The sequence below is a fragment of the Chryseobacterium sp. KCF3-3 genome (genome assembly GCF_045865955.1).
Taxonomy (GTDB): Bacteria; Bacteroidota; Bacteroidia; order Flavobacteriales; family Weeksellaceae; genus Chryseobacterium.
On record NZ_AP035792.1, the window covers coordinates 280,643 to 302,387 of the forward strand.

A 21,745-nucleotide genomic window follows, 5' to 3' on the forward strand; every position below is an offset into this window, starting at 1 on the left:
AAAAATTTCGCAAAAATATGAAAATAAACTGATTATTTGCTAATTTGTGAATATAAATTAACAATAGTTTTCAAAAGTTCTTCAAGAGCTTCAGCAGATTTCACAGGATTGTATTTTTCCATCTGAACTTTCTGCTGCAGTTTGCTGTATTCTTCTGCAACCGAAGAACCTTTGTGCTTTTCAAGAAAAGTCTTAAACTCCGGAGTAGAGCTCTGAAAATACTGCCCTCTTACTTCTTCATCCAATTCTTCCAGAGTTATAAAGAACTTTTCATACTCTCCGTTATCTTTAAGATTTTCCAGATATCCGAAATAATCATTGATATCCGTTTTCATCGATTCTCTGATCTCTTTTTCTGTTTCGGCCACTGAACCTAAAGGTTTTGACGGTATAGTTTCCCTAACTAATGTACGTTTTTTTTGCCAATTTTTAAATAGCAGATATCCAACAAATAAGCTGATCAGAATAGCTATATTGGTCAAAAGAATATTCCAGTGGAATTTACTTTTTTCTTTTACTTTGAATGAAGTGGTTTTTAATACCGGAGTATTTACCGTCTCCAGAAGATTATTGGTGTATTCGTTTACCTTTTCTACGGTAGAACGTGCCTCCAGAATCTGATCGTGAGAAAATGCATTCAGATCCAGTGTTTTCTGTCCAAGATCTACATATTCTTTACTTGCAGGGTCAAAGAAAGCGAATTGTTCTGTTTTAATTGAAATAGCACCTGATTTTTTAGGAATAATCACATAATTAGCCAGGATTTCTCCTTTCATTCCTGAAGTTCCCGGAGCTACTTTAGAGGTAATTTTCGGGGCAAAAACTTCATAATCCGGAGAGGCAGCAATTTTAGGAAGTTCCATATCCGGTAAGTTACCTTCACCTGAAACTTTTACTACCACATTCAGAGGTTTTTTCGCTTCCGGTTTTTCCTTGGAAGCATTATATACGTTGACATTAAAATTTCCAACAGCATTTTTAAAACATTCGGGAGCTCCTTCAGGAAGCTTTCTTACGTTTATTTTAACTTTATTGGAAACAATTTTTGTTTTATTAGAATAGGTATTTACTGAAGCGGATACACCAGGAACTTCCACATATCCTGCTTCATTAGGAAATACCATAAACATAGCCAGAACCTGTGAAGGCATATTTCCATATCCGGAAGGATCTATCTCAGACTTATCAAAATTGATAGGATGTACGTTGATATTATCCTGTTGCGGAAGATGGATATTTTTCACCTTTCTCAGGTTATCCATATTTCTTGAATATACTCTCAGAACGGCTATCGTAGGCTGATCCTGATATACATCCCGATCATCAATTTCCATATTCAGATAAACATCATTGGAAGTATTCGCAGCCAAAGCTCTTCTGTCTACAATATCACGGATATTGACATCAAAAGGTTCTGTTTTATAGATTCTGTTGTTTACGGTAACGAGAACGGAACCGATTTTTATTTTCCCTTTTTTCTTAGGCTCAAGGGCAATTCTGGAAACTTTCTGGGTAATTAAAGTATTGGTAGCCGGATCAATCACGGTATTGGTAACAGATCCGCTTCCTATGATATTAAATTTTGAAAGATCCGGAAGCTGAAAACCTGTTTGCTGCACAAGATCACTTCCGTTAAGTTCAAGAACAATGGTCAGATTGATAATATCCTTACCTGCATATTCGGTTTTATCTGCATCCATAGACAGATTTACCTGTCCGTAAGTAATTACGGATGCAAGAGTAAGCAATATGTAAATCAATTTGTGCTGCATCACCAATCTTTCTCGTTGCTTTCAGGCATCGAATAAGAATTTTTGTTTAAAATTCTTCTGGCGGTTTCTTTTTCTTTTTCGTTTATTTTATCTAAGATCGCATTTTCAAGATTCTTAGGCATTCTGCCTTCATTATTTTGATCCTGCTTAGGATTGTCGCCCTGGTCACCTTTACCTTGGTTTTGAGGACCGCTACCCTGATCCTGTTTTTTGTCTTTGTCGCCTTTTTGATCATCTCCTTTGTTCTGATCATTTCCGCCGCCACCTTTTCCTGAGTTATTCTGTTCGTTTTTTTGCTGTTGTTTTTCTTTCTCTTTCAGTTTGGCAATCTCATAATTTTTTCTGGTTACCTCACTGTGGGGATCCTGCTTCAAAGCTTTCTTATAATAGTCAGCGGCTTTTTCCGGCTGATTCATCTGCATATAAGCATTCCCTAAATTATGAAGAGCCGCCATTTTATCGGGAAGGGTTTGTGAAAGTTTTTCTGCTTTTTCAAACTCTGCTTTTGCCTCTTCGTATTTTTTACTTTTATACAACGCATTCCCCATATTGTAGTGAGCGGTAAAATCTTTATCATTGGATTTTATCGCTTCCATGTATTTTGAGGAGGCTCCATCATAATCTTTACCGTCAAATTTCTGATTGCCTTCATACACTAAATTCCTATAGCTTTCCTGCCCAAACATGAAGCCTGAGAATGAAATGGCAACAATAAACGATAAAAATATAATTTTAGTATTCATCACTTGCAAAATTATTCCTTTATATGTTAAGAAACAGAGTTTTATTTGTTAAAATTCGGTTAAAGTACTTGTAGAATTTCTTCTATAAATAAAGGAATTCTACACATTAAAGTCTTTTTTTGGATTAAAAATATAAATTAAAAAGAAAAACAGAAGAGATACCGCAAGAAAATATTGATAATAATGATTGGCATTCTGCGATTTCACCATCGTTTCAGCACCTGCCGATTTTTTATTGACAGCATCTACAATTCTGTCCGGAGCTTCATTGATATTATTTCCGTCAATATAAGTTCCGTCTGTAGATTCCGCCATTTTCTTTAATGCTTCTGTCTGTCTTTTAGAAATCACTGTACCTCCATTGGCATCGGTTTTATATCCCATCAACTGTCCGAACACGTATTCCGGAACAGGAGCACCTTCATCTGTTCCTACACCTACAGAAGTAATGCTTATTCCTTCTTTATTAGCTAATCTGATGGCAGCGTTATCATTTCCTTCGTTATCCTCACCGTCACTCAATAGAATTACTTTTCTGGATCCTTTGCTTACATTTTTAAATTTTTCAGCAGCAGCCTGCATTCCTTTCAGAAAATCTGTTCCCTGAATCTGCATAGAACTGGTTTCAATACCGCTGATATAAGTTTCTGCAGAATTATAATCTGTTGTCAGAGGCATAATAGACATTGCATTCCCCGCAAAAATCACAATACCTACCTTATCATTATTCATTTTCTTCATGGTAGCCAGCATCAGATTTTTGGCTTCCGTCAAACGGCTTGGTTCTATATCCTCAGCATTCATAGAATTGGATACATCCAGCATAAAGATTACATTGTTCAGTTTCTGGGTACTTTTCACTTCTTCTGAACCGTTCAAAAGGTCAATGATAGAGAATATCAGAAACAATGTTCCCAATAAGTATAATGCAGGAAAAAACTTTGTAAATCCTGATCTTTTTTCAAATAAATTCTCATGAAACTGGCTAGCGGCAAAAATTTCTCTTTTTTTATTTCTCCATTGTAAAAAACGGATCAAAAAGATAGCTAACAGCGGCAGAAGCAACAGTAAAAATAAATACCAATAATTTCCTAAAGACCAACTCATCAGCTTAAAATTTTATAAAACACCCATCTCAACAATGCATCCAACACCAACATAGCAAGTGCAATCCAAAGGAATATTTTGAAATACTCTTCATAATTGTACAGCTTGGAAACCTTCACATCAGATTTTTCCAGTTGGTTGATTTCATTGTACACTTCTTCCAGACTACTGTTTGAGGTAGCTCTGAAATATTTACCTCCCGTAGTTTGGGCTATTTCTCTCAAGGTATTTTCATCAATGGTAACCTCTGTTTCGGTAAAGATAAGCTCTCCAAAAATGTCCTGCGATGTAGGCATCAGCGCATAACCATTGGTCCCGATTCCTATTGAATATACCTTTATATTATTATTTTTTGCCAGTTCAGCAGCAAGCTGTGGAGGAATAGCATTCTGAATATTGCTTACTCCATCCGTCATCAGGATGACCACTTTACTTTTGGCTTTGCTTTTAATCAAATGATTCACTGCTACAGAAAGGCCTTCCCCGATCGCTGTTCCAGGTTCAAGACCTGCAGAATTCAGATTTTTAATTTCATCAATAACAACCTGATGATCTGAGGTTACCGGAACTTTAGTAAAAGCTTCCGCAGCATATGCTACCACTCCTATCCGGTCATTCGGGCGTTTCTGAACAAATTTTACCGCAATATCTTTCAGGGCGGTAATTCGGTCCGGGCTAAGATCCTTCGCCAACATACTTAGAGAAACATCGATAGACAACATGATATCCACTCCTTTTGTATCATCTCTGTCCTGAGAAATAGTAAACGTTCTCGGCCTTGCCATCGCAATAATCAACGCAGAAAGAATGATATATTTTGATATTTTCAGCAAAAAAAGCACACCCTGAATACTCCCGCTGTGATCCATATTTTTTATGGTAGGAACTTTTATACCTTTTCTTTTGTTTCTTCCAATATCTTTAATTAAAAGTGGAATAAACAGCAGAAAAAGCAGCAAAAACCATGGGCTGTAAAACTCAAAATTAAACATCCTTTCTTAAGTTTTCGAATTCTAAATCTTTGGATGATCTTTTCACAAAATCCCTGATATTGGCAAAATCTCTTTCCATTGTTTCCTGATCCGGGAATGTTTTGGCAAATTTCACCAGGTCTCCCCTAAGGAATACATCTTCTATTATTTTTTCGTTGTCCTGCGAGATTGTATTATTTTTTTTCATGACATCGATAAGATCATCAGTAAGAAGTACATCTGCCGGAAGGCGATATTGTTTTGTAATGAAGGTTCTGGAAATATCAATCAGTTCCACATAAAACGAACGGAAGTTTCCTCCTTCAATATATTTTTTCTTTTTAAGAGAATCAAGTTCTTTTAATGTTTGATTGGTAGCCACTACTGGAGAGCTCTTTGATTTTCTTCCCCATTTTACAAACATGATAATAGCAATGATAAGGGCAATACCAGCCAACGCTGCAAGAATATAAAACTTGTAAAGCTCCCAATAATCTTTGGGTTCAAGTTTCACCTGCTTATTATTCATAATGTCATTGATCTGATCTGCTTTTTGAGCCGTATTAATGACATCTATTTCATAAGGAATTGTTTTAAGAATTTTATCTCCTACTTTGAACTCCAGTTCAGGAATGGTAAATTTTCCCTCTTCAAAAACAGCAAATTCTATCTTTCTTTCATAGGTGTTAGCTGTTTGTCCGATACTGTCTTTGGTTTCTTCAAAATGAAAAGGCAAGAGCTCATTCTTAGCTGCTGAAGTAACCTGCTGCTCATTAAGGTTATCAATCTTTATGGTAAGATGATTGATTTCTCCCAGAGCGAGGGTTTTCTTTTCTACGTTAGAGGATAATATCTGTGAAAAAGCATTTGCACAGATCAGAAAAGATAATATTAAAAGTATTTTTCTCAATGTTAAAATAATAAAGGCAAAACGCCTTATGTTTTTTTTTAGTTACGAGCTCAGCCCGATGTTATTTTTTCTGAAAGTAATTATACAATAATTTTGAATAATCTGAGCCCGTATTGATATTCATAAAACTGGCAGAGCTATTGGCAAAATCTTCTTCCAAAGCTCTCAGTTTTTGTTTTTGAGCTTCCGCGAAGGTATATCGCCACCTTGCACTGGATGTATTGGCCCAAATTTCCTTTCCGGTTTCCACATCAAGTAAACGGGCATAGCCTACATCAGGAATTTCATTGTCTTTTTCATCATAAATCCTCATTCCCAACAGCTGGTGTTTCTTTGAGGCCACTCTCAGCATTTTGGAATCATAGGCATCTTCAAAATCTGAAAACAAAAATACCAGAGATTTCCTTTTAAAAATCCCCATCATATATTCCATTGCCTTATCTATTTTAGATTCTGCCGGAACATAATCTGCAGTGAGAATATTGCTGATAATCGAAAGAATATGTTTTCTTCCTTTTTGGGGAGGAATGACTTTATATACTTTATCAGCGAACAAGATCAATCCTACTTTATCATTATTGCCGGCGGCTGAAAATCCCAAGCTGGCAGCAATTTCAGCTACATATTCTCTTTTCAGCTGAACTTTTGTTCCATAATCCATAGAAGCAGAAATATCAACAAGAATCATCATCGTCAGTTCCCTTTCTTCTTCCATTACTTTTACAAATGGCTCACGGAAACGTGCAGTTTTATTCCAGTCGATTCTTCTGATCTCATCTCCAAACTGATAGGGGCGAACTTCCGAGAAAGTCATCCCCTGCCCTTTAAAAGCGCTGTGATATTGCCCCATTAAAGCAGCCTCCGTCTTTTTTCTGGTACGGATTTCAATCTGCTTTACTTTTTTTACAATATCTTTTATCTGCATAGACGAGTTCAATGTTTAAAATTCAAAGTTTAATGTTCGAGTTTCGGGATCCGGGTTTGGGGTTAGTCTTTAAACTCAATGGATACGTTCGACCACTCATTATCAAACTTTGTATCGTATTTTTTATAAAAATTGATGGCTGGTTCATTCCAGTTCAATACCTGAAATACCATTCCACTGTAATTATTGCTTTTACCATACTCCAGTGTTGCATCAAATAATTTCTTTCCAATCTGCTTTCCTCTCAATCTTTCTTTTACAACAAGATCTTCAAGGTACAGCCTTCTTCCTTTCCATGTTGAATATCTGTCGTAATACAGGGATATTCCAACTATTTCTCCTTCATATTCTGCCACGAAAGCTCCCCATACAGGAGAAGTTCCGAAACCATCCTGAATAAAATCATCCAAAGTCACTGTTACTTCATGCAGTGCTTTTTCATATTCCGCCAGTTCTTTAATTAAATCAAGCATGAAAGAACAATCTTCCAGAACAGCTTTTCTTATAATTACATCACTCATTATGGTGCCTGGATTTTTGCTAAAATTCTATTGATAATTTCCTCAGTTGTGATCTCTTCTGCTTCTGCTTCAAAGGTTAAGCCCATTCTGTGTCTCAATACATCTTTTGCCAATGCTTTTACATCTTCCGGAATGACAAATGCTCTTCCTTTTAAGAATGCATAAGCTCTTGAAGCAATAGCAAGGTTAATGGATGCTCTTGGAGAAGCTCCGAAGCTGATATAATTTTTAAGCTCGGAAAGTCCGTAGTTTTCAGGATAACGTGTTGCAAACACCATATCCAGGATATATTTTTCAATTTTCTCGTCGAGATAAATCTGATTGATCAGTTCTTTTGCATCTACAATATCCTGAAGGGAGATGACAGGTTTTACCGTTGGTTGATGCGAAGTTGAAACCATTCTCATCACCTGTCTTTCATCCTCAAAAGCAGGATAATCTATGGTACACTTCAACATAAAACGGTCGCTTTGTGCTTCAGGCAGCAAGTAAGTTCCTTCCTGATCAATTGGGTTTTGTGTTGCCAATACCAGGAACGGCTTTGGAAGCTTCATGGTTTCATCACCAATCGTCACCTGTTTTTCCTGCATAACTTCCAGAAGCGCTGATTGCACTTTTGCTGGTGCACGGTTGATCTCATCCGCCAGAACAAAGTTCGCAAATACGGGTCCTTTTTTTATAGAGAAATCATTGTCTTTGATATTATAAATCATAGTTCCCACGACGTCTGCAGGAAGCAAATCCGGTGTAAACTGAATCCTTGAGAAATCTCCATGAACAGCATCTGCCAGTGTTTTTATCGCTAAGGTTTTAGCCAGCCCGGGTACTCCTTCAAGAAGAACGTGTCCATTTCCTAAAAGCCCTACCAAAAGACGGTCTACCATGTATTCCTGTCCAATAATAACTTTGTTGATTTCCTGTCTCAGAAGAGAAAATAAGTAGTTTTTTTCTTTTACTTTTTCCGTCAATTGGCGGATATCTTCAGCTTGATATATCTCTGACATAGCTTGATTTAAAATAAGTGGTAAATTTCTGATAAATACTTGCATTAATCAACATAATAAATGCCATTTTTGAGTTAAAGTTTGTTAAAAATCCGGGATTGACAAGATATTTAAAGCTATAACGCTGAATTTCTTATGTATAAACAAATTCAAAAATTCAAATTACAGCAAGCCATATCTCTATTTTCACCACCATTCACAAAAAATGTCACAAAATCACTTTTGCAACATTTCAATTTAACATCTTAATTTTTAATCGAAAACTTGATTATTTATTTTTAAAGCTTAGTTATTGTAATAGTAAATATATTTTCAGGAGCATCAGTAGTATCTTCATAAGCTCCGACATTTATAAAATATTCTGTTCCGGATACTGTGCTAATGGTAAGTGTTTCCGCAGCACCTCCGCCACCATTATCTACAGTTCCTGTACATGACAAATTACTACAGCTTCCGCTATATACACCTATCTGCGGATCATAACTACTGCCAGAAGGCATTGTCGCTTTAATGGTATACTGACTTCCATCACCGGTAAACTTAAACCAGGTACCATCATTCATTCCTGTGTCTCCGTTACTTGTACAGACACTTATATTTCCGGCATTATTAGTGGTAGATACCGCATCATTCTGAGTATAACTGTAAGGAAATACCGAAACCTGTAATGCTCCTGTACATGCATCATTGACAGGTATTGGAGGTATGGTTTTAAAAATAATTTCTGAACATCCTGAGGATTCTGTATTCCCGGAAACCGATGTCACTTTCAAATAGTAAGTGGTTCCGGGAGCAAGAGCCGCAGAGGGTGAAAAACTATTTCCGGATACAGTTTGCTGATTAATAATATCAGTACTTCCGGAACTTGTTCCCAATGAAACTTTATAGGATGTAGCACCAGAAACCGGAAGCCAGGTGAAATTGGGCGTTAAAGAGACATTCTGAGTATTATTTGCAGGATAAACAACAAAAGGACATGCAGGAGCTGCACTTGGTGTAAGACCGGAAATTGTAACTGACGATTTATAATCCGTTCTAATTCCTCCAGGAGGAGATGCAATATCCACTACTGCACGATCTCCTTTATAATACAGGGTAGAATATGGGATATGTGGATACACATGAAAAGCTTCATCAAAATTATTAATATCCATATTCGGAGAGTTCTCTTTTGCCGCAACAACCAGATTATCAGCATTATTATACGCAAACGATGTAGTAAAAACAATTTCAACCTTATTATTATTTTTGGTAACAGCTCCTGTAAATACCTGCGTCAACTGTGCAGCAGGAATCCAGTCTGTACCGGAAGAAAAAGCAGTTTTTGAAGTATGACCAAGGTATACCGTCCAGTTTGAAGATTCAGTAATTACGGAGGAAGGATCCACATAAAATGTGAGACCTGTAATATTACCTGCCGTGTTGGCATTTAATTCCTGTTTAGGATATATCTGCTGTACATAAGAATAGGAAAAAAAACTACTTATAGGAGCTACACCAATACTTGGACTTCCAATATTGATATTGATTTGAGCATTTAATCCTGTAACAATAAAAAATAAAGCTAAAAGTAAAATTCTTTTCATTATTAATAACATTAATCTGGAATATCTTGCTAATTTAACAATAAATACTTTGATTATAGTAATAAAAAAAACATTTGATAACAGTATTCAACACTAAGAAAAGAATTAGACAAAAACACACTCTACAATCAAAACAATACACATTTAATAACAAAACACGCCAAAATAACAAAAACAAAAGAAATTAAAAGTAATTTTGATACACATTTCATATATTTACACTAAACATCAATTCCATGTATAAAAAGCTATTCTTTTTCAGTTTTCTCATTACCCATCTCATTTTCGCCCAAACGACAATGACTAATATAATTTCAGATGCAGTGTACTACGATGGCTATGCTGCTATGGTATCCAACCCTGTTCCTGCCGGTTTGACCCGACTTACTAATGCCAGGTATACAAGAAAACTCACTGATGCAGAATTAGATGCTTTTAAAGCCAAAATTGCGATGCGTGTAACCATTGCCCCTTTGTGTGATAATTATGACCGCCTTGGAGAAGTCTTTTTGGCCATGGTTCCTAAAAATCAATCTACTTATACCATTAATGACCCTAATGTCAAAAGAATAGAAGTTGGCAGATACATTACTCCTTTCATGAATAAAAACAGAACTCCTTCTGAAGTTCCTTACACCTATAATGTCAGCAATTTGTACAATATATTTCATGATACAGCATTGCGTAGCATGTATGACCTCTATATGGAACTGGATGTTTTTGGGGTTCCTTACGCAGCACAAACCCAGGTTGCAGGCTGTGCAAACAGAATTGATGTTTTTTCGGGAACTCTTACCTTTTTCTCAACGGATACAGGAGCCACTCCTACCGACAGCAACACTATCATACCCATATTAAGTTATAGCACCCTTAATAACTATAACAACACTGATGTTACCGGAGAAACTGTTAGAATTGTTACTTTTAATCTACCAAACCCTGTTACCGATGCCCGTTTCTTTGTAATTTCTACTCCTCATGGTGCCAACAGTGGTGGTGAAGAATATATCAGAAGACAAAACTATACTTATATAGATGATGTACAGGTACTCACCTATACTCCGGGAGGTATTTCATGTGAACCGTACCGTGTATACAACACTCAAGGAAACGGAATCTATGGAGCCACCCCTAAAACTTTTGCAGACTGGACTTCATGGAATAACTGGTGTCCCGGAAATTCTGTTCCTATCAGAGAATTTACATTACCTAACTTAACGGCAGGTAACCATACTTTGAAACATACAATTCCAACAGCAGTTTTCAACCAACAGCAGGGATATGTCATGTTATCAGTTTATATGCAGGGGAAAAGCAATACCACTTTGAATATAAAAGAGATCCAAACAGTAGATGTAAATATTTACCCCAACCCTACCGCCGACTTGGTGAATATAAAATCAAAAGTAGATGTCAGCTCAATAAGCCTTTTCAATATAGAAGGAAGAAAACTTTCTGAAACTTATAAAGAAAACAGCATAGATCTTTCTCCATACACCACAGGAGTTTACTTTTTACATATTGTTTTAAAAGACGGAACCTCCTTCAAACACAAAATCATAAAGAAATAACTACAAGTAAACGTTTTAAACAGAATAATAAAACCCTCTCTGAAACTTTCCTCAGGAGGGTTTTTATATTAACCATCATACACAACTCAATATAAAAGCATTCCGATTTCGATAAAAATCTGTCAAAAAATAACCTTAATTCACTCTTTTTTTCAATAGTTAAAAAATTTTAACTTTAATCCTCTACGCAAAAAAATTGTCATTTCCAGTTTATTAAACTATTTTTGGTGATTAAAAATTTTGCAAAATGAATTATCATTTTCAAGCACACAGACAAGTAAGAAAGAACCTTTTAGATATCCTTCAGAATACATCTCATGAAGATTTGATTCTGATTCCGGATGGTTTCAACAACAATATTTACTGGAATATTGCACATACCGTTGCTACACAGCAACTATTGCACTATTACCTGAGCGGAAATCCGTTCCGTATCGACAAATATTGGATTGAAACTTACAAGAAAGGAACTTTACCCAACTTAGATGTTCAGAAATCTGAAGTGGAAGATTTAGAATTTTTGCTTACAGAAACTTCAAAGATTTTAATGAAGGATTATGACAGTGACTTCTTCTCAGATTACACTCCTTACACCACAAGTTTCGGAATGGATCTGAAAAGCATCCAGGATGCCATTATCTTTAACAATATGCACGAAAGTCTTCACTACGGATATGTGATGGCACAGAAAAGAGCAATTTTAGGAGAGAAGTATTAGTTCAAAGTTTAAGATTTAAAGTTTAAGGTTATGGGGACCATTAATAGATTTGAAGATTTAGAAATCTGGAAGTTATCCCGACAACTATGTGATGAGATTTATAGTATTATTGAGTCTACCAACCTTAAGAATAATTTTAAACCTAGCAATCAAATTGATGGATCTTCGGGATCTGTAATGGATAATATTGCTGAAGGATTTTAAAGAAACGGGAATAGAGAATTTATACAATTTCTTTCTATTGCGAAAGCTTCCTGAGGAGAAACCAGATCACAATTGTATAGGGTTTTTGACAGAAGTTTTATTTCGCAGGAAAAATTTGAAACATTAATTGAGCAGAGTGAAACGTTAAGTAAAAAGATCAGCTCTTTTATAAAATATTTAAATACAACAGATTTAAAAGGAACAAAGTACAAACCTTAAATTCAAAACTTTAAACTTTGAACTTTAAACAATGAACATTGAACCTTAAACATAAAATTTTAACAACTCAATGAAAGACGATTTTATTTTCGGGCTGCGTCCCGTGATTGAAGCAATTGAAGCGGGAAAAACGATTGACAAGATCTTTGTGCAAAATGCACTTCAGGGTCCTATTTATGCTGAATTAAAAGCCATTTTAGCGAAAAATAAAATCCGTCCCAACTATGTTCCGGTTGAAAAACTGAACCGTTTTACAAGAAAAAACCACCAGGGTGTGGTAGCTTTTATTTCGGATGTACCGTTTCATAAAGTGGAGGATATTGTTCCACAATTATTTGAACAGGGAAAAACACCTTTTCTTTTGATTCTGGACAGACTTACTGATGTAAGAAACTTTGGAGCCATCTGCAGAACAGCAGAATGTGTAGGTGTTGATGCTATAATCATTCCGGAAAAGGGTGCAGCTCCTATTAACTCTGATGCGATAAAAACTTCTGCAGGTGCTATTTACAATATTAAAATATGTAAGGAAAATAACCTGGCTCATGCAGTAGATTTCCTTCAGCAAAGCGGAATTTCCGTATATGCAGCCAGTGAAAAAGCTCAGAAATTAATCTATGATGTTAATATGACTGAGCCATGTGCTATCGTGATGGGAAATGAAGAAACCGGAATTTCTAAAGAAGTATTGCATCATGCTGATGAAAAAATAAAACTTCCTATTGAAGGAAAAACTCAATCCCTGAATGTTTCTGTAGCATGTGGAGCGATTTTGTATGAAGCGGTAAGACAGAAAATGTCCGTGATACCAAATCCTTAAACCATGAAAATACAATCACTTTTACCATTATTTTTTGTCCCGTTAGCTTTTAATGCGCAGACAAAAAAAATAGCAACAGACAACCGTCTTACGACTGATCTTGATAAGATGGTTCAGAAAGAAGCTCTCGCCTATATGCAGAATCCCGCCCGTGTAGGAATTTCAATAGGCGTTTTTAAAGATGGTAAAAGTTATTTCTATAATTATGGTACAACGGAGATAGGAAAATCAGAACTTCCAACCTCCCAAAGTTTATACGAGATTGCATCCATCACCAAAACCTTTACCGGAACACTTCTGGCTCATGCTTTAGTAGACGGCAAAATTAAAATGGATGATGATATCCGGAAATATATAGGAAATTATCCTAATCTTGAATTTGAAAAGCACCCGATAACGATCGGTAATCTAACCAATCATTCATCAGGATTGCCACAGTTTCTGCCGGATCAGTCTGAAACATTCAAAAAACCAATGGACTCTGTTGCTATGGCACTGTCTGATTTTTATAAAAACTATTCAAAGAAAAACTTTTATGAAGATCTTCATCAGGCCAAAGTGGATTTTGTACCCGGAACAGAGTATAAGTATTCCAATGTAGGAACACAGATTGCCGGAGATGTCCTTGAAAAAGTATATCATAAAAGCTATGAAAACCTGCTTTCAGAGCACATTACAAAGCCACTGAAAATGAATCATACCATTATTGGTACGAATTCTGCACAGCTATTGACTCGTTATAACGAAAAAGGAAAGGTAATGCCCAGAAACTTCACCACAATCTTTGCTCCTGCAGGAGGTATTTTGTCCACTACGGAGGATCTGGTGAAATACATGCAGTATCATCTGGATGAGAATAATAAATATGTGAAAGCATCCCATACTCCTTTTGTAAAAAGTGAAGGAGATGCTATTGGATTATATTGGAGATTGCACACCTATGAAGATGGTACCCAAACCGTTTATCATACAGGAGGTACATTTGGTTTTTCAAGTGTGCTCCAGATTTATCCATCAAAAAACATGGGAGTGGTAGTACTTTCCAATGAATCTGATGGAGAATCTCAGGGGAAGCTGCACGACATCGCAGATAATTTATTAAGAAATAGTAGTAAAAAATAAAGTTAAAAAATCAAATGAAGAACATTGCAGCGCTTGCGCTTATATCATCAATAGCCCTTGTATCTTGTAAAAAAGAAACAGCAAAAATAACGAAAGTAGATCCTAAAACCGGAAAGACAGTAACTGTAGAAGTTCCTGCTGATTCTGTAGCGAAAGTTGCAGAAAACCCGGCTATCAAAGATTCTGCGGGCGTGATTACACAGACTTTTAAACTTGAAAAAGGAAAAACATATCCTCTTACCACTTATCAGAGAGATGTAAAAACAATGACAGATCCTCAGGGGAAATCTATCACTGCGACAAGTGAGTCTACAGATGAAATGAATTTTGTAGTAGATGACATTAAAGGAAATGTATATGAAATGACTCTTAACCTTGTAGCAAAGAGAAATTCTCAGTCTGCACAGGGAAAAACGGTAGTGGTAGACACCAAGCTTCCTCTTCCTAAAGAAGATGATCTTAAAATGATCTGGAACGTAAACAAAGCCCTTACCGGAAACAAACTTCAGATGAAGATGGATACAAAAGGGAATGTGATTTCTATTACAGGATTTGATGCTGTTTACACGAAAGTAGGTAATGCAGTAGGTACGCTTATCAAAGATGCCAATGAAAAGGCAAGCGTAGTAGCAAGTCTTAAACAATCATTCAACGAAAAAGTACTGAAAGATCAGTTCCACAAAAACCTGATGATTATTCCTAAAAAAGGAGTAAAAATTGGTGAGAAGTGGTCTACTTCTGAAAATGCAGATCCAAGCGGAGCTGTAAAAGTAACCTCCAATTATGTAATGAAAAGCTTAGGAAACGGAACCGCAGAAATTGCCGTAACGGGAGGTATTCCTAAGAAAACCGAGAAGAAAGCTCAGGGACCTATCACACACAGCCTGAGCAGTGAACTGGTTCAGAACGGAACCATTAAGTTTGACGAAAGCACAGGATGGATCACCAACCAGAATATCAACGTAAAAACGACGCAGATAGAAACCATTTCTGATGGAAAACAGTCTCAGTCTATGAAAAGCGTTTCCAATTCTTCGGTAATGGTAAACCCATCTGCTAAATAACTGAATTAAATGCATTCAGGGTTAAACTTTAAATAGTAAACCCTGAACTTTAAATTTTAACATTATGAAGTACATTCTTGAGTTAGTACTCTCTGCCATTATTATTTTCTTTGTCTGGAATATTCTGAAAAGAATTTTCTTTAAGACATTTTACAGCTATCGTTTCAATAATGATAACCAGAATAACAGACAGCAGGACCTACACAACTCGAATAAGAATAACCAACAAAACCTTAAGTGGGATGCAGAAACTGTAGACTACGAAGAGGTGAAAGAGAGTAAGGACAAAAGGTAAAAATTCCAAGAAATAAAAGATAATAACCAGCATGGCAAAAAATAAAAACTTAATTTATATTGCAGCTTCATTAGTAGTATTTATAGTTTTAGCATTTTTATATTCCACTCCTGTATTTTCAGGAAAACAGCTTTTCCAGCACGATATTGTGCAGTACAGAGGAGGAGCAAAAGAACTGCTCGACTATAGAGCCAATACCGGAAATGAAACCTATTGGAGTGACTCCATGTTTGGAGGAATGCCGACTTATCAGATGGGAAGCCAGTTCAAAGGTGACATCATCAAAAAAATCGACAGCAATCTGAATTTCCTGCCAAGGCCGGTTAATTATCTCTTCCTGCTATTTGCAGGTTTTTTCCTTTTGGGAATGGTAGTGGTCAGAAACTGGAAATATGCTCTTCTAGGGGCTACTTTCTTCGGGCTTTCAACCTATTTTTATATTATTATTGCAGCCGGGCATAACGGTAAAGTAAACACTATTGAATATTTTGCTCCGTTGCTGGCCGGTATTTTACTGGTGTATATCAGAAAACAATACATCTGGGGGTTCATTGTCACTACCCTTTTTATGGGGCTTCAAATTGCTGCCAACCACCCACAGATGACCTATTATCTGTTCATTGCGTTAGGATTCTTATTCCTTTCTGAACTGATCAGAGCCATCCAGAAAAAGACACCGATGAAGCATTTCCTTATTTCATCAGGAATTATCGCTGCATCATGTATTATTGGAGTTGGAATGAATTCACAGAGAATCATGGCCAATTCTGAATATGTAAAAGAAACCGTTCGTGGAAAGCAGATTTTAAATAACGACAGCCATACTTCAGGAAAATCCGGAATGGACAAAGAAAGTATGCTGATGTGGAGCTATGGGCAACTGGAAACTTTAAACCTTTTCATTCCAAGATTAATGGGTGGAGGAAGTCAGGAACCTGAAGGAAAAGAAATCATGAACAGAGTTCAGGAACTGGTTCAGGAAAATGTAGGTTCACAGGCTGAAATGGATAGAATTTCCAAAGGTTTCAGCGGAGTTACTTACTGGGGAGATCAACCGGGAACATCAGGACCTGCTTATCAGGGAGCTATCGTATGTTTCCTTGCCCTATTAGGATTCTTTTTTGCTTCAAAAAAATACCGTTACTGGATTTTGGGAGCTTCCATCCTGACCATTTTACTGGCTTGGGGAAGTAACTTTATGCCATTATCCGATTTCTTTATCGATTATGTACCGTTCTATAATAAATTCAGAGCTCCTTCTTCAATCTTAGTTGTAGTAGAGTTATTATTCCCGTTAATTGCTATTCTGGGATTATACAGATTCTTTACAGATGAAAAACTGACTGAAGAATACAAACAAAAGATCCTTATGTATGTAGGAGGTGGAACGTTAGGATTTTTATTGATTCTTTTAATCTTTGGAAAATCATTGTTAGGTTTTGCTACAGAAAGCGAAAAAACCTACTTCCCTCCTTTCCTACTTGATTATCTGGTAGATGAAAGATATAAACTATTCAGAATAGACGCTATAAAAGCATTCATTTATGTAGCGATTACTGCTGCTGCATTATTCTTAACTTTAAAGAAAAAGCTGAACCAGAATATTGCTTTGGTAGTGATCGGAGTTGTAAGTTTATTCGACCTTTGGACTGTAAACAAGCGTTATCTGAATGACGAAAACTATGTAGATAAAATCTTTGCTGAAAATCCTTTCCAGACAGAAAGTTCAGACCTGTTGGCTGAAAAAGTGCAGGGAAATCCAAATCTGGAATCTATTTTATCCAATGTCAATATCAACAAAACATTGGAAACTATCGCTGAAAAAGATAAAACACACTACAGAATTTACAACCAGACATTGGGAGTTACCAGCGAAACCAATACATCTTATTTTAAGGCTTCCATCGGTGGTTATCACGCTGTAAAATTAAGAAGATATGATGATGTATTGAATGAATATATCAATAGTATTGACAGTGTAAAAACACCGAATGTATTAAACTTACTGAATGCAAAATACATGGTTTTCGGAGGTCCTGAGCAGCCCCAGGTTGTTCCTAATCCTAAAGCCAATGGAAATGCATGGTTTGTAAGTGATTTAAAATTTGTAGATACTCCTAATCAGGAAATTAAAGCTATCGGATCTATCGACAATAAGAAAACAGCTGTCATTGCTTCATCTGACAAATCCTATTTTGATAACAAACCTGTTCAGGCAGATTCTACAGCATTTATCACTCTTACAAAATACCAGCCTAACGAACTTGAGTTTAAATCTCAGTCGAAAACACCTCAATTGGCTGTATTCTCTGAAGTATATTATCCTCACGGATGGAAAGTACTGGTAGACGAGAAAGAAGTTTCGTACATCAAAGCAGATTACTTACTTCGTGCAGTACATGTTCCGGCAGGAAATCACCATATCAGAATGGTTTTTGAACCTGAAGTGATTGAAAAAGGAAAATGGGTTTCTCTTCTTTCGTTCGGATTATTTATCCTGTTGGCTGCATTTGGAATTTTCTGGATGAACAAGAACAAGAAAAAAGAAATTGTAGCTGAACAAAAAGCTTAAACAATATAATATTGCGCAATGTCATTCTGAATGAAGCATAGCGTAATGAAGAATCTCAAAATCAAATATGAAAACGTTAGGTACTCATAATTACTATGTTTATATACTGACTAATAAAATTAAAACAGTATTATATACAGGAGTTACCAACGATTTTAAAGAATAGATTATATTGGCATAAAAATCCAGAAGCTATTGAAAAGAGCTTCACCTCAAAATATAAATGCTTTTATTTAATATATTTTGAACATTTTAATGAGATTGAGACAGCAATAACAAAGGAAAAGCAAATAAAAGGCTGGACCAGACAAAAGAAAGAAAACTTAATTAAAGAATTCAATCCAGATTGGAAATTTCTCAATGAAGAAATAGAATGAGATTCTTCTCTGCGCTCCGCTTCGTTCAGAATGACAAATACCCATTTAATTTTAAAAATGGAACAAAAGAAAATATTGATTATCACCTATTACTGGCCTCCTGCGGGAGGTCCTGGTGTTCAAAGATGGCTGAAGTTTGCAAAATATCTGCCTGATTTTGGTTGGAAACCGATCATCTATACTCCGGAAAATCCAAACTATCCATTGCTGGACGAAACATTGATGAAAGATGTTCCGGAAAACATCGAGATGGTAAGAACCAAAATTTGGGAACCTTATCAGCTGGCTGAAAAGCTTAATAAAAGCAATAAAAAGTTCAAGGCAGGACAATTTGATGTAGGCAAAAACCAAAGCTGGAAATCCAAACTTTCAATTTGGGTAAGAGGTAATTTTTTCATTCCTGATGCCAGAGTTTTTTGGGTAAAACCTTCTGTTACATTTCTGGAAAAATACCTGAAAGAAAATAAAATAGATACCATCGTTACTTCCGGTCCACCTCACTCACTTCATCTGATTGGTTTGGGACTGAAAAGCAAAATGCCAGATCTGAAATGGATTGCCGATTTCCGTGATCCATGGACAGAGATTTCCTATTACAAACACCTGAAATTAACTAAAAGTTCGGATAAAAAGCATCGTCAATTGGAAAGTTCTGTATTTAAGAATGCAGACATTACACTTGCTACAAGCTATACTGATGCTGAAAATTTCAGGAAAGCAGGAGCTAATGCAGTTTGTATTACGAATGGGTTTGATGAAAGTGATTCAGGCAAAAAAGTGGAAGGACAAAAGAGTGAAAACAAATTCACCTTAAGTTATATCGGAGTTTTGGAACAGCTTAGAAATCCTGAAAATCTATGGAAAGAACTCGACGAACTGGTGAAAGAAAATCCTGAATTTGCAGCTGATTTTAAGCTGAAATTTGTAGGAAGAATAGATGATAAAATCCTTCAGACTATAGAAAATTCAAGTCTGAAAAATCATATCCTGAACCTTGGGTATCTGGCTCATGGGAAAGCTGTAGAAGAAATGCAAAACTCAGATATTCTTCTTATCACTAATTTCCCGAATGATTCTTCAAAAGGTATCATCCCCGGAAAAATATTTGAATATCTTGCTTCAGGCAAACAGATCCTGTCATTCGGTCCGGACAAAGCGGATGTCGCAAAAATTCTGGAAGAAACACAAGCAGGAAAACATTTCAGTTATCAGGATACTGAAACCATTAAAATGTTTATTCTTGAAAAATTTGAACTTTGGAAAAATGGTAGCCTTCTCGAAAACACTCAACATATAGAACAGTTTACAAGAAAAAATCTTACTCAGCAACTGACTGAAGTTTTGAAATAAGAAGAGAAAGGAAGTTAGAGGCTGAAAGCTGGAAGTTTATTCCATTTCCCAACTTCTAACTTCTAACTTCTAACTTCTAACTTCTAACTTCTAACTTCTAACTTCTAACTTCTAACTTCTAACTTCTATATCGTCCATTGGTCATTCACAACAGCAATCAGGTAATATTTACCCTGAAATTCTTCAAATACAAAACGAACTGTTTTCCAATCCATTTCGCCATATTTTTCGGTTCCTTTGATATAATTTTCGGTGAAATCATGTTTAGGATAAATCTCTTGTAAATTATTAAGGGAATTACCTCCTCCGATGAATTTATTCAGTGAATATTGTGATGTTGTAAAATCTTTAGAAAAAACCCATTTTCCTAGGTAATCGTTAATGGTTGCTTTATAAGAATCACCTGAACCATCCTGTGCTCCCCAGGTAAACAAAGTTTTGGTGGGCTGATATTTTTCAAAATCTGCTTTAGAAAAATGTTTGTCTTCCTTCAAATTAACAAAAGCATACATTGAAAACCTGATTCCTTTTTCCGGATGAATCAAGGATGCAAAAGTTGCATAATCTTTAGCTTTCAGTGCTTTCAAAACCTCATCATTAGTCTGCTTTACAACAGCTTCTTTCTCAGCATTATTCTGAACAGTGCCTGCGGTGTCTGTTTTTGCTTGTGCAACAGAATCAATCTCGCTAGGAACAGGGTTTCCTACTTCTTTCTTACAGGCAACAACAATACTCATAGCGAAAACCGCAATCAATAATTTTTTCATATTTTACATTTTGAAATTGATAAAAAACACCAAAACTGATGCCAAGCAGTAAATGATGTAAAGAGATAAAGACTATAAGAGTTGATAGGTTTAGGCTTCTCATTTTAAAAATTACATCGTACATTTGTTAGATGGAAATGTTGGATATTCTGATTATCGGGGCCGGACCAATCGGTTTGAACTGTGCCCTTGAAGCTCAAAAAAACAATCTTAGTCATCTAATTATAGAAAAAGGAACTATTGTCAACTCACTATACAATTACCCTTTATATATGCGTTTCTTCTCTACTGCAGAAAAACTGGAAATTGACGAAGTGCCATTTATTTCTACTGCTCCAAAGCCGGGAAGACAGGAAGCTCTGGAATACTATCAGGGCATTGCAAGACAAAAAAATCTGAATATCAATCTTTATGAAAGGGTTTTGAATGTTTTGAAAAAGGATGAAATATTTGAGATCAAAACTACCAAAGCAATCTATCAGGCCAAAAATGTAGTTATTGCTACCGGATTTTATGATATTCCTAATCTTATGAATATCCCAGGAGAAAATCTTCCGAAGGTCAAACATTATTATACCGAACCTTATCCTTATGCAAAACAGAAAATTGTGGTAGTAGGATCAAGTAACTCTGCTGTAGATGCAGCCCTGGAAACTTACAGAAAAGGAGCTGAAGTGACGATGATTATTCGTCATTCTGAGGTTTCAAAAAGTGTAAAATATTGGGTAAAGCCAGATATAGAAAACAGAATTGCTGAAGGAAGCATTAAAGCTCATTTTAATGCAGAAATGATCGAAATTAAAGAAAATTCTGTTGTTTTTAAAGATGAGAAAGGAGAAACTCATGAAATTGACAATGATTTCGTGTTGGCCATGACCGGCTATCTTCCGGATTTTGATTTCCTGAGAAATTCAGGGATTGAGCTTCATGGAGATTGCCTGAATCCTTTTTACCAGCCTGAAACCATGGAAACCAATATTTCTAATCTCTATCTTGCAGGAGTAGTTTGCGGAGGAAAAGACACCCACCTCTGGTTCATTGAAAATTCCAGGGTTCATGCGAATATGATCATCAATTCGATTATTTCAAAATTTTAATCGTAAACGACTAAGATATATTAAAAAGGG

The 21,745-nt window shown here is 35.9% G+C and carries 20 protein-coding genes and 1 pseudogene; 11 read left to right on the plus strand and 10 right to left on the minus strand.

Annotated elements, in window-relative coordinates; all coding sequences use genetic code 11:
• Positions 1-32: 32 nt before the first annotated feature.
• The 9 genes from ACKTTZ_RS01335 to ACKTTZ_RS01375 form a co-directional block, all read right to left on the minus strand.
• The gene (locus ACKTTZ_RS01335; protein ID WP_407847040.1) at positions 33-1,772 is read right to left on the minus strand and encodes a BatD family protein; all 1,740 of its coding nucleotides are present in this window, start codon (positions 1,770-1,772) and stop codon (positions 33-35) included.
• Complete coding sequence (locus tag ACKTTZ_RS01340; RefSeq protein WP_051934307.1) at positions 1,772-2,515, minus strand: tetratricopeptide repeat protein; 744 nt, start codon at positions 2,513-2,515, stop codon at positions 1,772-1,774. The genes ACKTTZ_RS01335 and ACKTTZ_RS01340 overlap by 1 nt, the downstream gene beginning before the upstream one ends.
• A 99-nt stretch (positions 2,516-2,614) precedes the next feature.
• The gene (locus tag ACKTTZ_RS01345; RefSeq protein ID WP_034695212.1) at positions 2,615-3,622 is read right to left on the minus strand and encodes a VWA domain-containing protein; all 1,008 of its coding nucleotides are present in this window, start codon (positions 3,620-3,622) and stop codon (positions 2,615-2,617) included.
• Positions 3,622-4,614 (minus strand): VWA domain-containing protein, encoded by a 993-nt coding sequence (locus ACKTTZ_RS01350; protein ID WP_034695211.1) that lies wholly within the window; start codon positions 4,612-4,614, stop codon positions 3,622-3,624. The genes ACKTTZ_RS01345 and ACKTTZ_RS01350 overlap by 1 nt, the downstream gene beginning before the upstream one ends.
• Positions 4,607-5,503: a BatD family protein gene (locus ACKTTZ_RS01355; protein ID WP_407847041.1), complete on the minus strand. Its 897-nt coding sequence runs from the start codon at positions 5,501-5,503 to the stop codon at positions 4,607-4,609. The genes ACKTTZ_RS01350 and ACKTTZ_RS01355 overlap by 8 nt, the downstream gene beginning before the upstream one ends.
• Positions 5,504-5,564: 61 nt before the next feature.
• Entirely contained in the window at positions 5,565-6,428 is an 864-nt protein-coding gene (locus ACKTTZ_RS01360) for a DUF58 domain-containing protein (protein ID WP_076597442.1), read from the minus strand.
• Positions 6,429-6,490: 62 nt separating this feature from the next.
• A complete protein-coding gene (locus ACKTTZ_RS01365) occupies positions 6,491-6,949 on the minus strand; it encodes an N-acetyltransferase family protein (protein WP_407847042.1) in 459 nt (152 codons plus the stop codon).
• Positions 6,949-7,953, minus strand: coding sequence for a MoxR family ATPase (locus ACKTTZ_RS01370; RefSeq protein WP_034695238.1), 1,005 nt, complete (start codon positions 7,951-7,953; stop codon positions 6,949-6,951). Before ACKTTZ_RS01370 ends, ACKTTZ_RS01365 begins: the two co-directional genes overlap by 1 nt.
• A gap of 278 nt (positions 7,954-8,231) precedes the next feature.
• A complete protein-coding gene (locus tag ACKTTZ_RS01375; protein WP_407847043.1) occupies positions 8,232-9,539 on the minus strand; it encodes a hypothetical protein in 1,308 nt (435 codons plus the stop codon).
• Positions 9,540-9,775: 236 nt separating this feature from the next.
• Between ACKTTZ_RS01375 and ACKTTZ_RS01380 the strand changes: the two genes are divergently transcribed.
• The 10 genes and pseudogenes from ACKTTZ_RS01380 to ACKTTZ_RS01425 all read left to right on the plus strand — a co-directional run bounded on the left by ACKTTZ_RS01380 (position 9,776) and on the right by ACKTTZ_RS01425 (position 19,851).
• Complete coding sequence (locus tag ACKTTZ_RS01380) at positions 9,776-11,110, plus strand: peptide-N-glycosidase F-related protein (RefSeq protein WP_081906427.1); 1,335 nt, start codon at positions 9,776-9,778, stop codon at positions 11,108-11,110.
• A 247-nt stretch (positions 11,111-11,357) separates the two neighbouring features.
• Positions 11,358-11,828, plus strand: coding sequence for a DinB family protein (locus ACKTTZ_RS01385; RefSeq protein WP_034695206.1), 471 nt, complete (start codon positions 11,358-11,360; stop codon positions 11,826-11,828).
• A 30-nt stretch (positions 11,829-11,858) separates the two neighbouring features.
• A pseudogene (locus ACKTTZ_RS01390) lies at positions 11,859-12,251 on the plus strand (four helix bundle protein).
• A 70-nt stretch (positions 12,252-12,321) separates the two neighbouring features.
• Entirely contained in the window at positions 12,322-13,071 is a 750-nt protein-coding gene (gene rlmB, locus ACKTTZ_RS01395) for a 23S rRNA (guanosine(2251)-2'-O)-methyltransferase RlmB (RefSeq protein ID WP_034695204.1), read from the plus strand.
• A 3-nt stretch (positions 13,072-13,074) separates the two neighbouring features.
• Entirely contained in the window at positions 13,075-14,193 is a 1,119-nt protein-coding gene (locus tag ACKTTZ_RS01400) for a serine hydrolase domain-containing protein (protein ID WP_034695203.1), read from the plus strand.
• A 14-nt stretch (positions 14,194-14,207) separates the two neighbouring features.
• Positions 14,208-15,257, plus strand: coding sequence for a DUF6263 family protein (locus ACKTTZ_RS01405; RefSeq protein WP_407847044.1), 1,050 nt, complete (start codon positions 14,208-14,210; stop codon positions 15,255-15,257).
• 64 nt (positions 15,258-15,321) lie between these two features.
• Positions 15,322-15,552 (plus strand): hypothetical protein, encoded by a 231-nt coding sequence (locus tag ACKTTZ_RS01410; protein ID WP_253316999.1) that lies wholly within the window; start codon positions 15,322-15,324, stop codon positions 15,550-15,552.
• A 31-nt stretch (positions 15,553-15,583) separates the two neighbouring features.
• Positions 15,584-18,124, plus strand: a complete 2,541-nt coding sequence (locus tag ACKTTZ_RS01415; RefSeq protein ID WP_034695200.1) for a YfhO family protein — start codon at positions 15,584-15,586, stop codon at positions 18,122-18,124.
• 194 nt (positions 18,125-18,318) lie between these two features.
• On the plus strand, positions 18,319-18,501 hold the full coding sequence (locus tag ACKTTZ_RS01420) for a hypothetical protein (RefSeq protein WP_407849119.1): 183 nt from the start codon (positions 18,319-18,321) through the stop codon (positions 18,499-18,501).
• A 57-nt stretch (positions 18,502-18,558) separates the two neighbouring features.
• Complete coding sequence (locus tag ACKTTZ_RS01425; protein WP_407847045.1) at positions 18,559-19,851, plus strand: glycosyl transferase family 1; 1,293 nt, start codon at positions 18,559-18,561, stop codon at positions 19,849-19,851.
• A gap of 125 nt (positions 19,852-19,976) precedes the next feature.
• On the opposite strand, the gene ACKTTZ_RS01430 is transcribed toward ACKTTZ_RS01425, so the two are convergent.
• Entirely contained in the window at positions 19,977-20,618 is a 642-nt protein-coding gene (locus ACKTTZ_RS01430; protein WP_407847046.1) for a hypothetical protein, read from the minus strand.
• Positions 20,619-20,749: 131 nt separating this feature from the next.
• Here ACKTTZ_RS01430 and ACKTTZ_RS01435 point away from each other — a divergent pair, with 131 nt between their 5' ends.
• Positions 20,750-21,715, plus strand: coding sequence for a YpdA family putative bacillithiol disulfide reductase (locus ACKTTZ_RS01435; RefSeq protein ID WP_034695196.1), 966 nt, complete (start codon positions 20,750-20,752; stop codon positions 21,713-21,715).
• The last annotated feature ends 30 nt before the right edge of the window (positions 21,716-21,745 follow it).

What these genes read in the sequence shown, in the direction of transcription:
- ACKTTZ_RS01430 (WP_407847046.1), bottom strand. Translation starts at nt 20,618, where the DNA reads ATGAAAAAATTATTGATTGCGGTTTTCGCTATGAGTATTGTTGTTGCC.
- ACKTTZ_RS01335 (WP_407847040.1), bottom strand. Translation starts at nt 1,772, where the DNA reads ATGCAGCACAAATTGATTTACATATTGCTTACTCTTGCATCCGTAATT.
- ACKTTZ_RS01350 (WP_034695211.1), bottom strand. Translation starts at nt 4,614, where the DNA reads ATGTTTAATTTTGAGTTTTACAGCCCATGGTTTTTGCTGCTTTTTCTG.
- ACKTTZ_RS01375 (WP_407847043.1), bottom strand. Translation starts at nt 9,539, where the DNA reads ATGAAAAGAATTTTACTTTTAGCTTTATTTTTTATTGTTACAGGATTA.
- ACKTTZ_RS01425 (WP_407847045.1), top strand. Translation starts at nt 18,559, where the DNA reads ATGGAACAAAAGAAAATATTGATTATCACCTATTACTGGCCTCCTGCG.
- ACKTTZ_RS01360 (WP_076597442.1), bottom strand. Translation starts at nt 6,428, where the DNA reads ATGCAGATAAAAGATATTGTAAAAAAAGTAAAGCAGATTGAAATCCGT.
- ACKTTZ_RS01370 (WP_034695238.1), bottom strand. Translation starts at nt 7,953, where the DNA reads ATGTCAGAGATATATCAAGCTGAAGATATCCGCCAATTGACGGAAAAA.
- ACKTTZ_RS01405 (WP_407847044.1), top strand. Translation starts at nt 14,208, where the DNA reads ATGAAGAACATTGCAGCGCTTGCGCTTATATCATCAATAGCCCTTGTA.
- ACKTTZ_RS01385 (WP_034695206.1), top strand. Translation starts at nt 11,358, where the DNA reads ATGAATTATCATTTTCAAGCACACAGACAAGTAAGAAAGAACCTTTTA.
- ACKTTZ_RS01365 (WP_407847042.1), bottom strand. Translation starts at nt 6,949, where the DNA reads ATGAGTGATGTAATTATAAGAAAAGCTGTTCTGGAAGATTGTTCTTTC.
- ACKTTZ_RS01340 (WP_051934307.1), bottom strand. Translation starts at nt 2,515, where the DNA reads ATGAATACTAAAATTATATTTTTATCGTTTATTGTTGCCATTTCATTC.
- ACKTTZ_RS01380 (WP_081906427.1), top strand. Translation starts at nt 9,776, where the DNA reads ATGTATAAAAAGCTATTCTTTTTCAGTTTTCTCATTACCCATCTCATT.
- ACKTTZ_RS01345 (WP_034695212.1), bottom strand. Translation starts at nt 3,622, where the DNA reads ATGAGTTGGTCTTTAGGAAATTATTGGTATTTATTTTTACTGTTGCTT.
- rlmB (WP_034695204.1), top strand. Translation starts at nt 12,322, where the DNA reads ATGAAAGACGATTTTATTTTCGGGCTGCGTCCCGTGATTGAAGCAATT.
- ACKTTZ_RS01435 (WP_034695196.1), top strand. Translation starts at nt 20,750, where the DNA reads ATGGAAATGTTGGATATTCTGATTATCGGGGCCGGACCAATCGGTTTG.
- ACKTTZ_RS01415 (WP_034695200.1), top strand. Translation starts at nt 15,584, where the DNA reads ATGGCAAAAAATAAAAACTTAATTTATATTGCAGCTTCATTAGTAGTA.
- ACKTTZ_RS01400 (WP_034695203.1), top strand. Translation starts at nt 13,075, where the DNA reads ATGAAAATACAATCACTTTTACCATTATTTTTTGTCCCGTTAGCTTTT.
- ACKTTZ_RS01410 (WP_253316999.1), top strand. Translation starts at nt 15,322, where the DNA reads ATGAAGTACATTCTTGAGTTAGTACTCTCTGCCATTATTATTTTCTTT.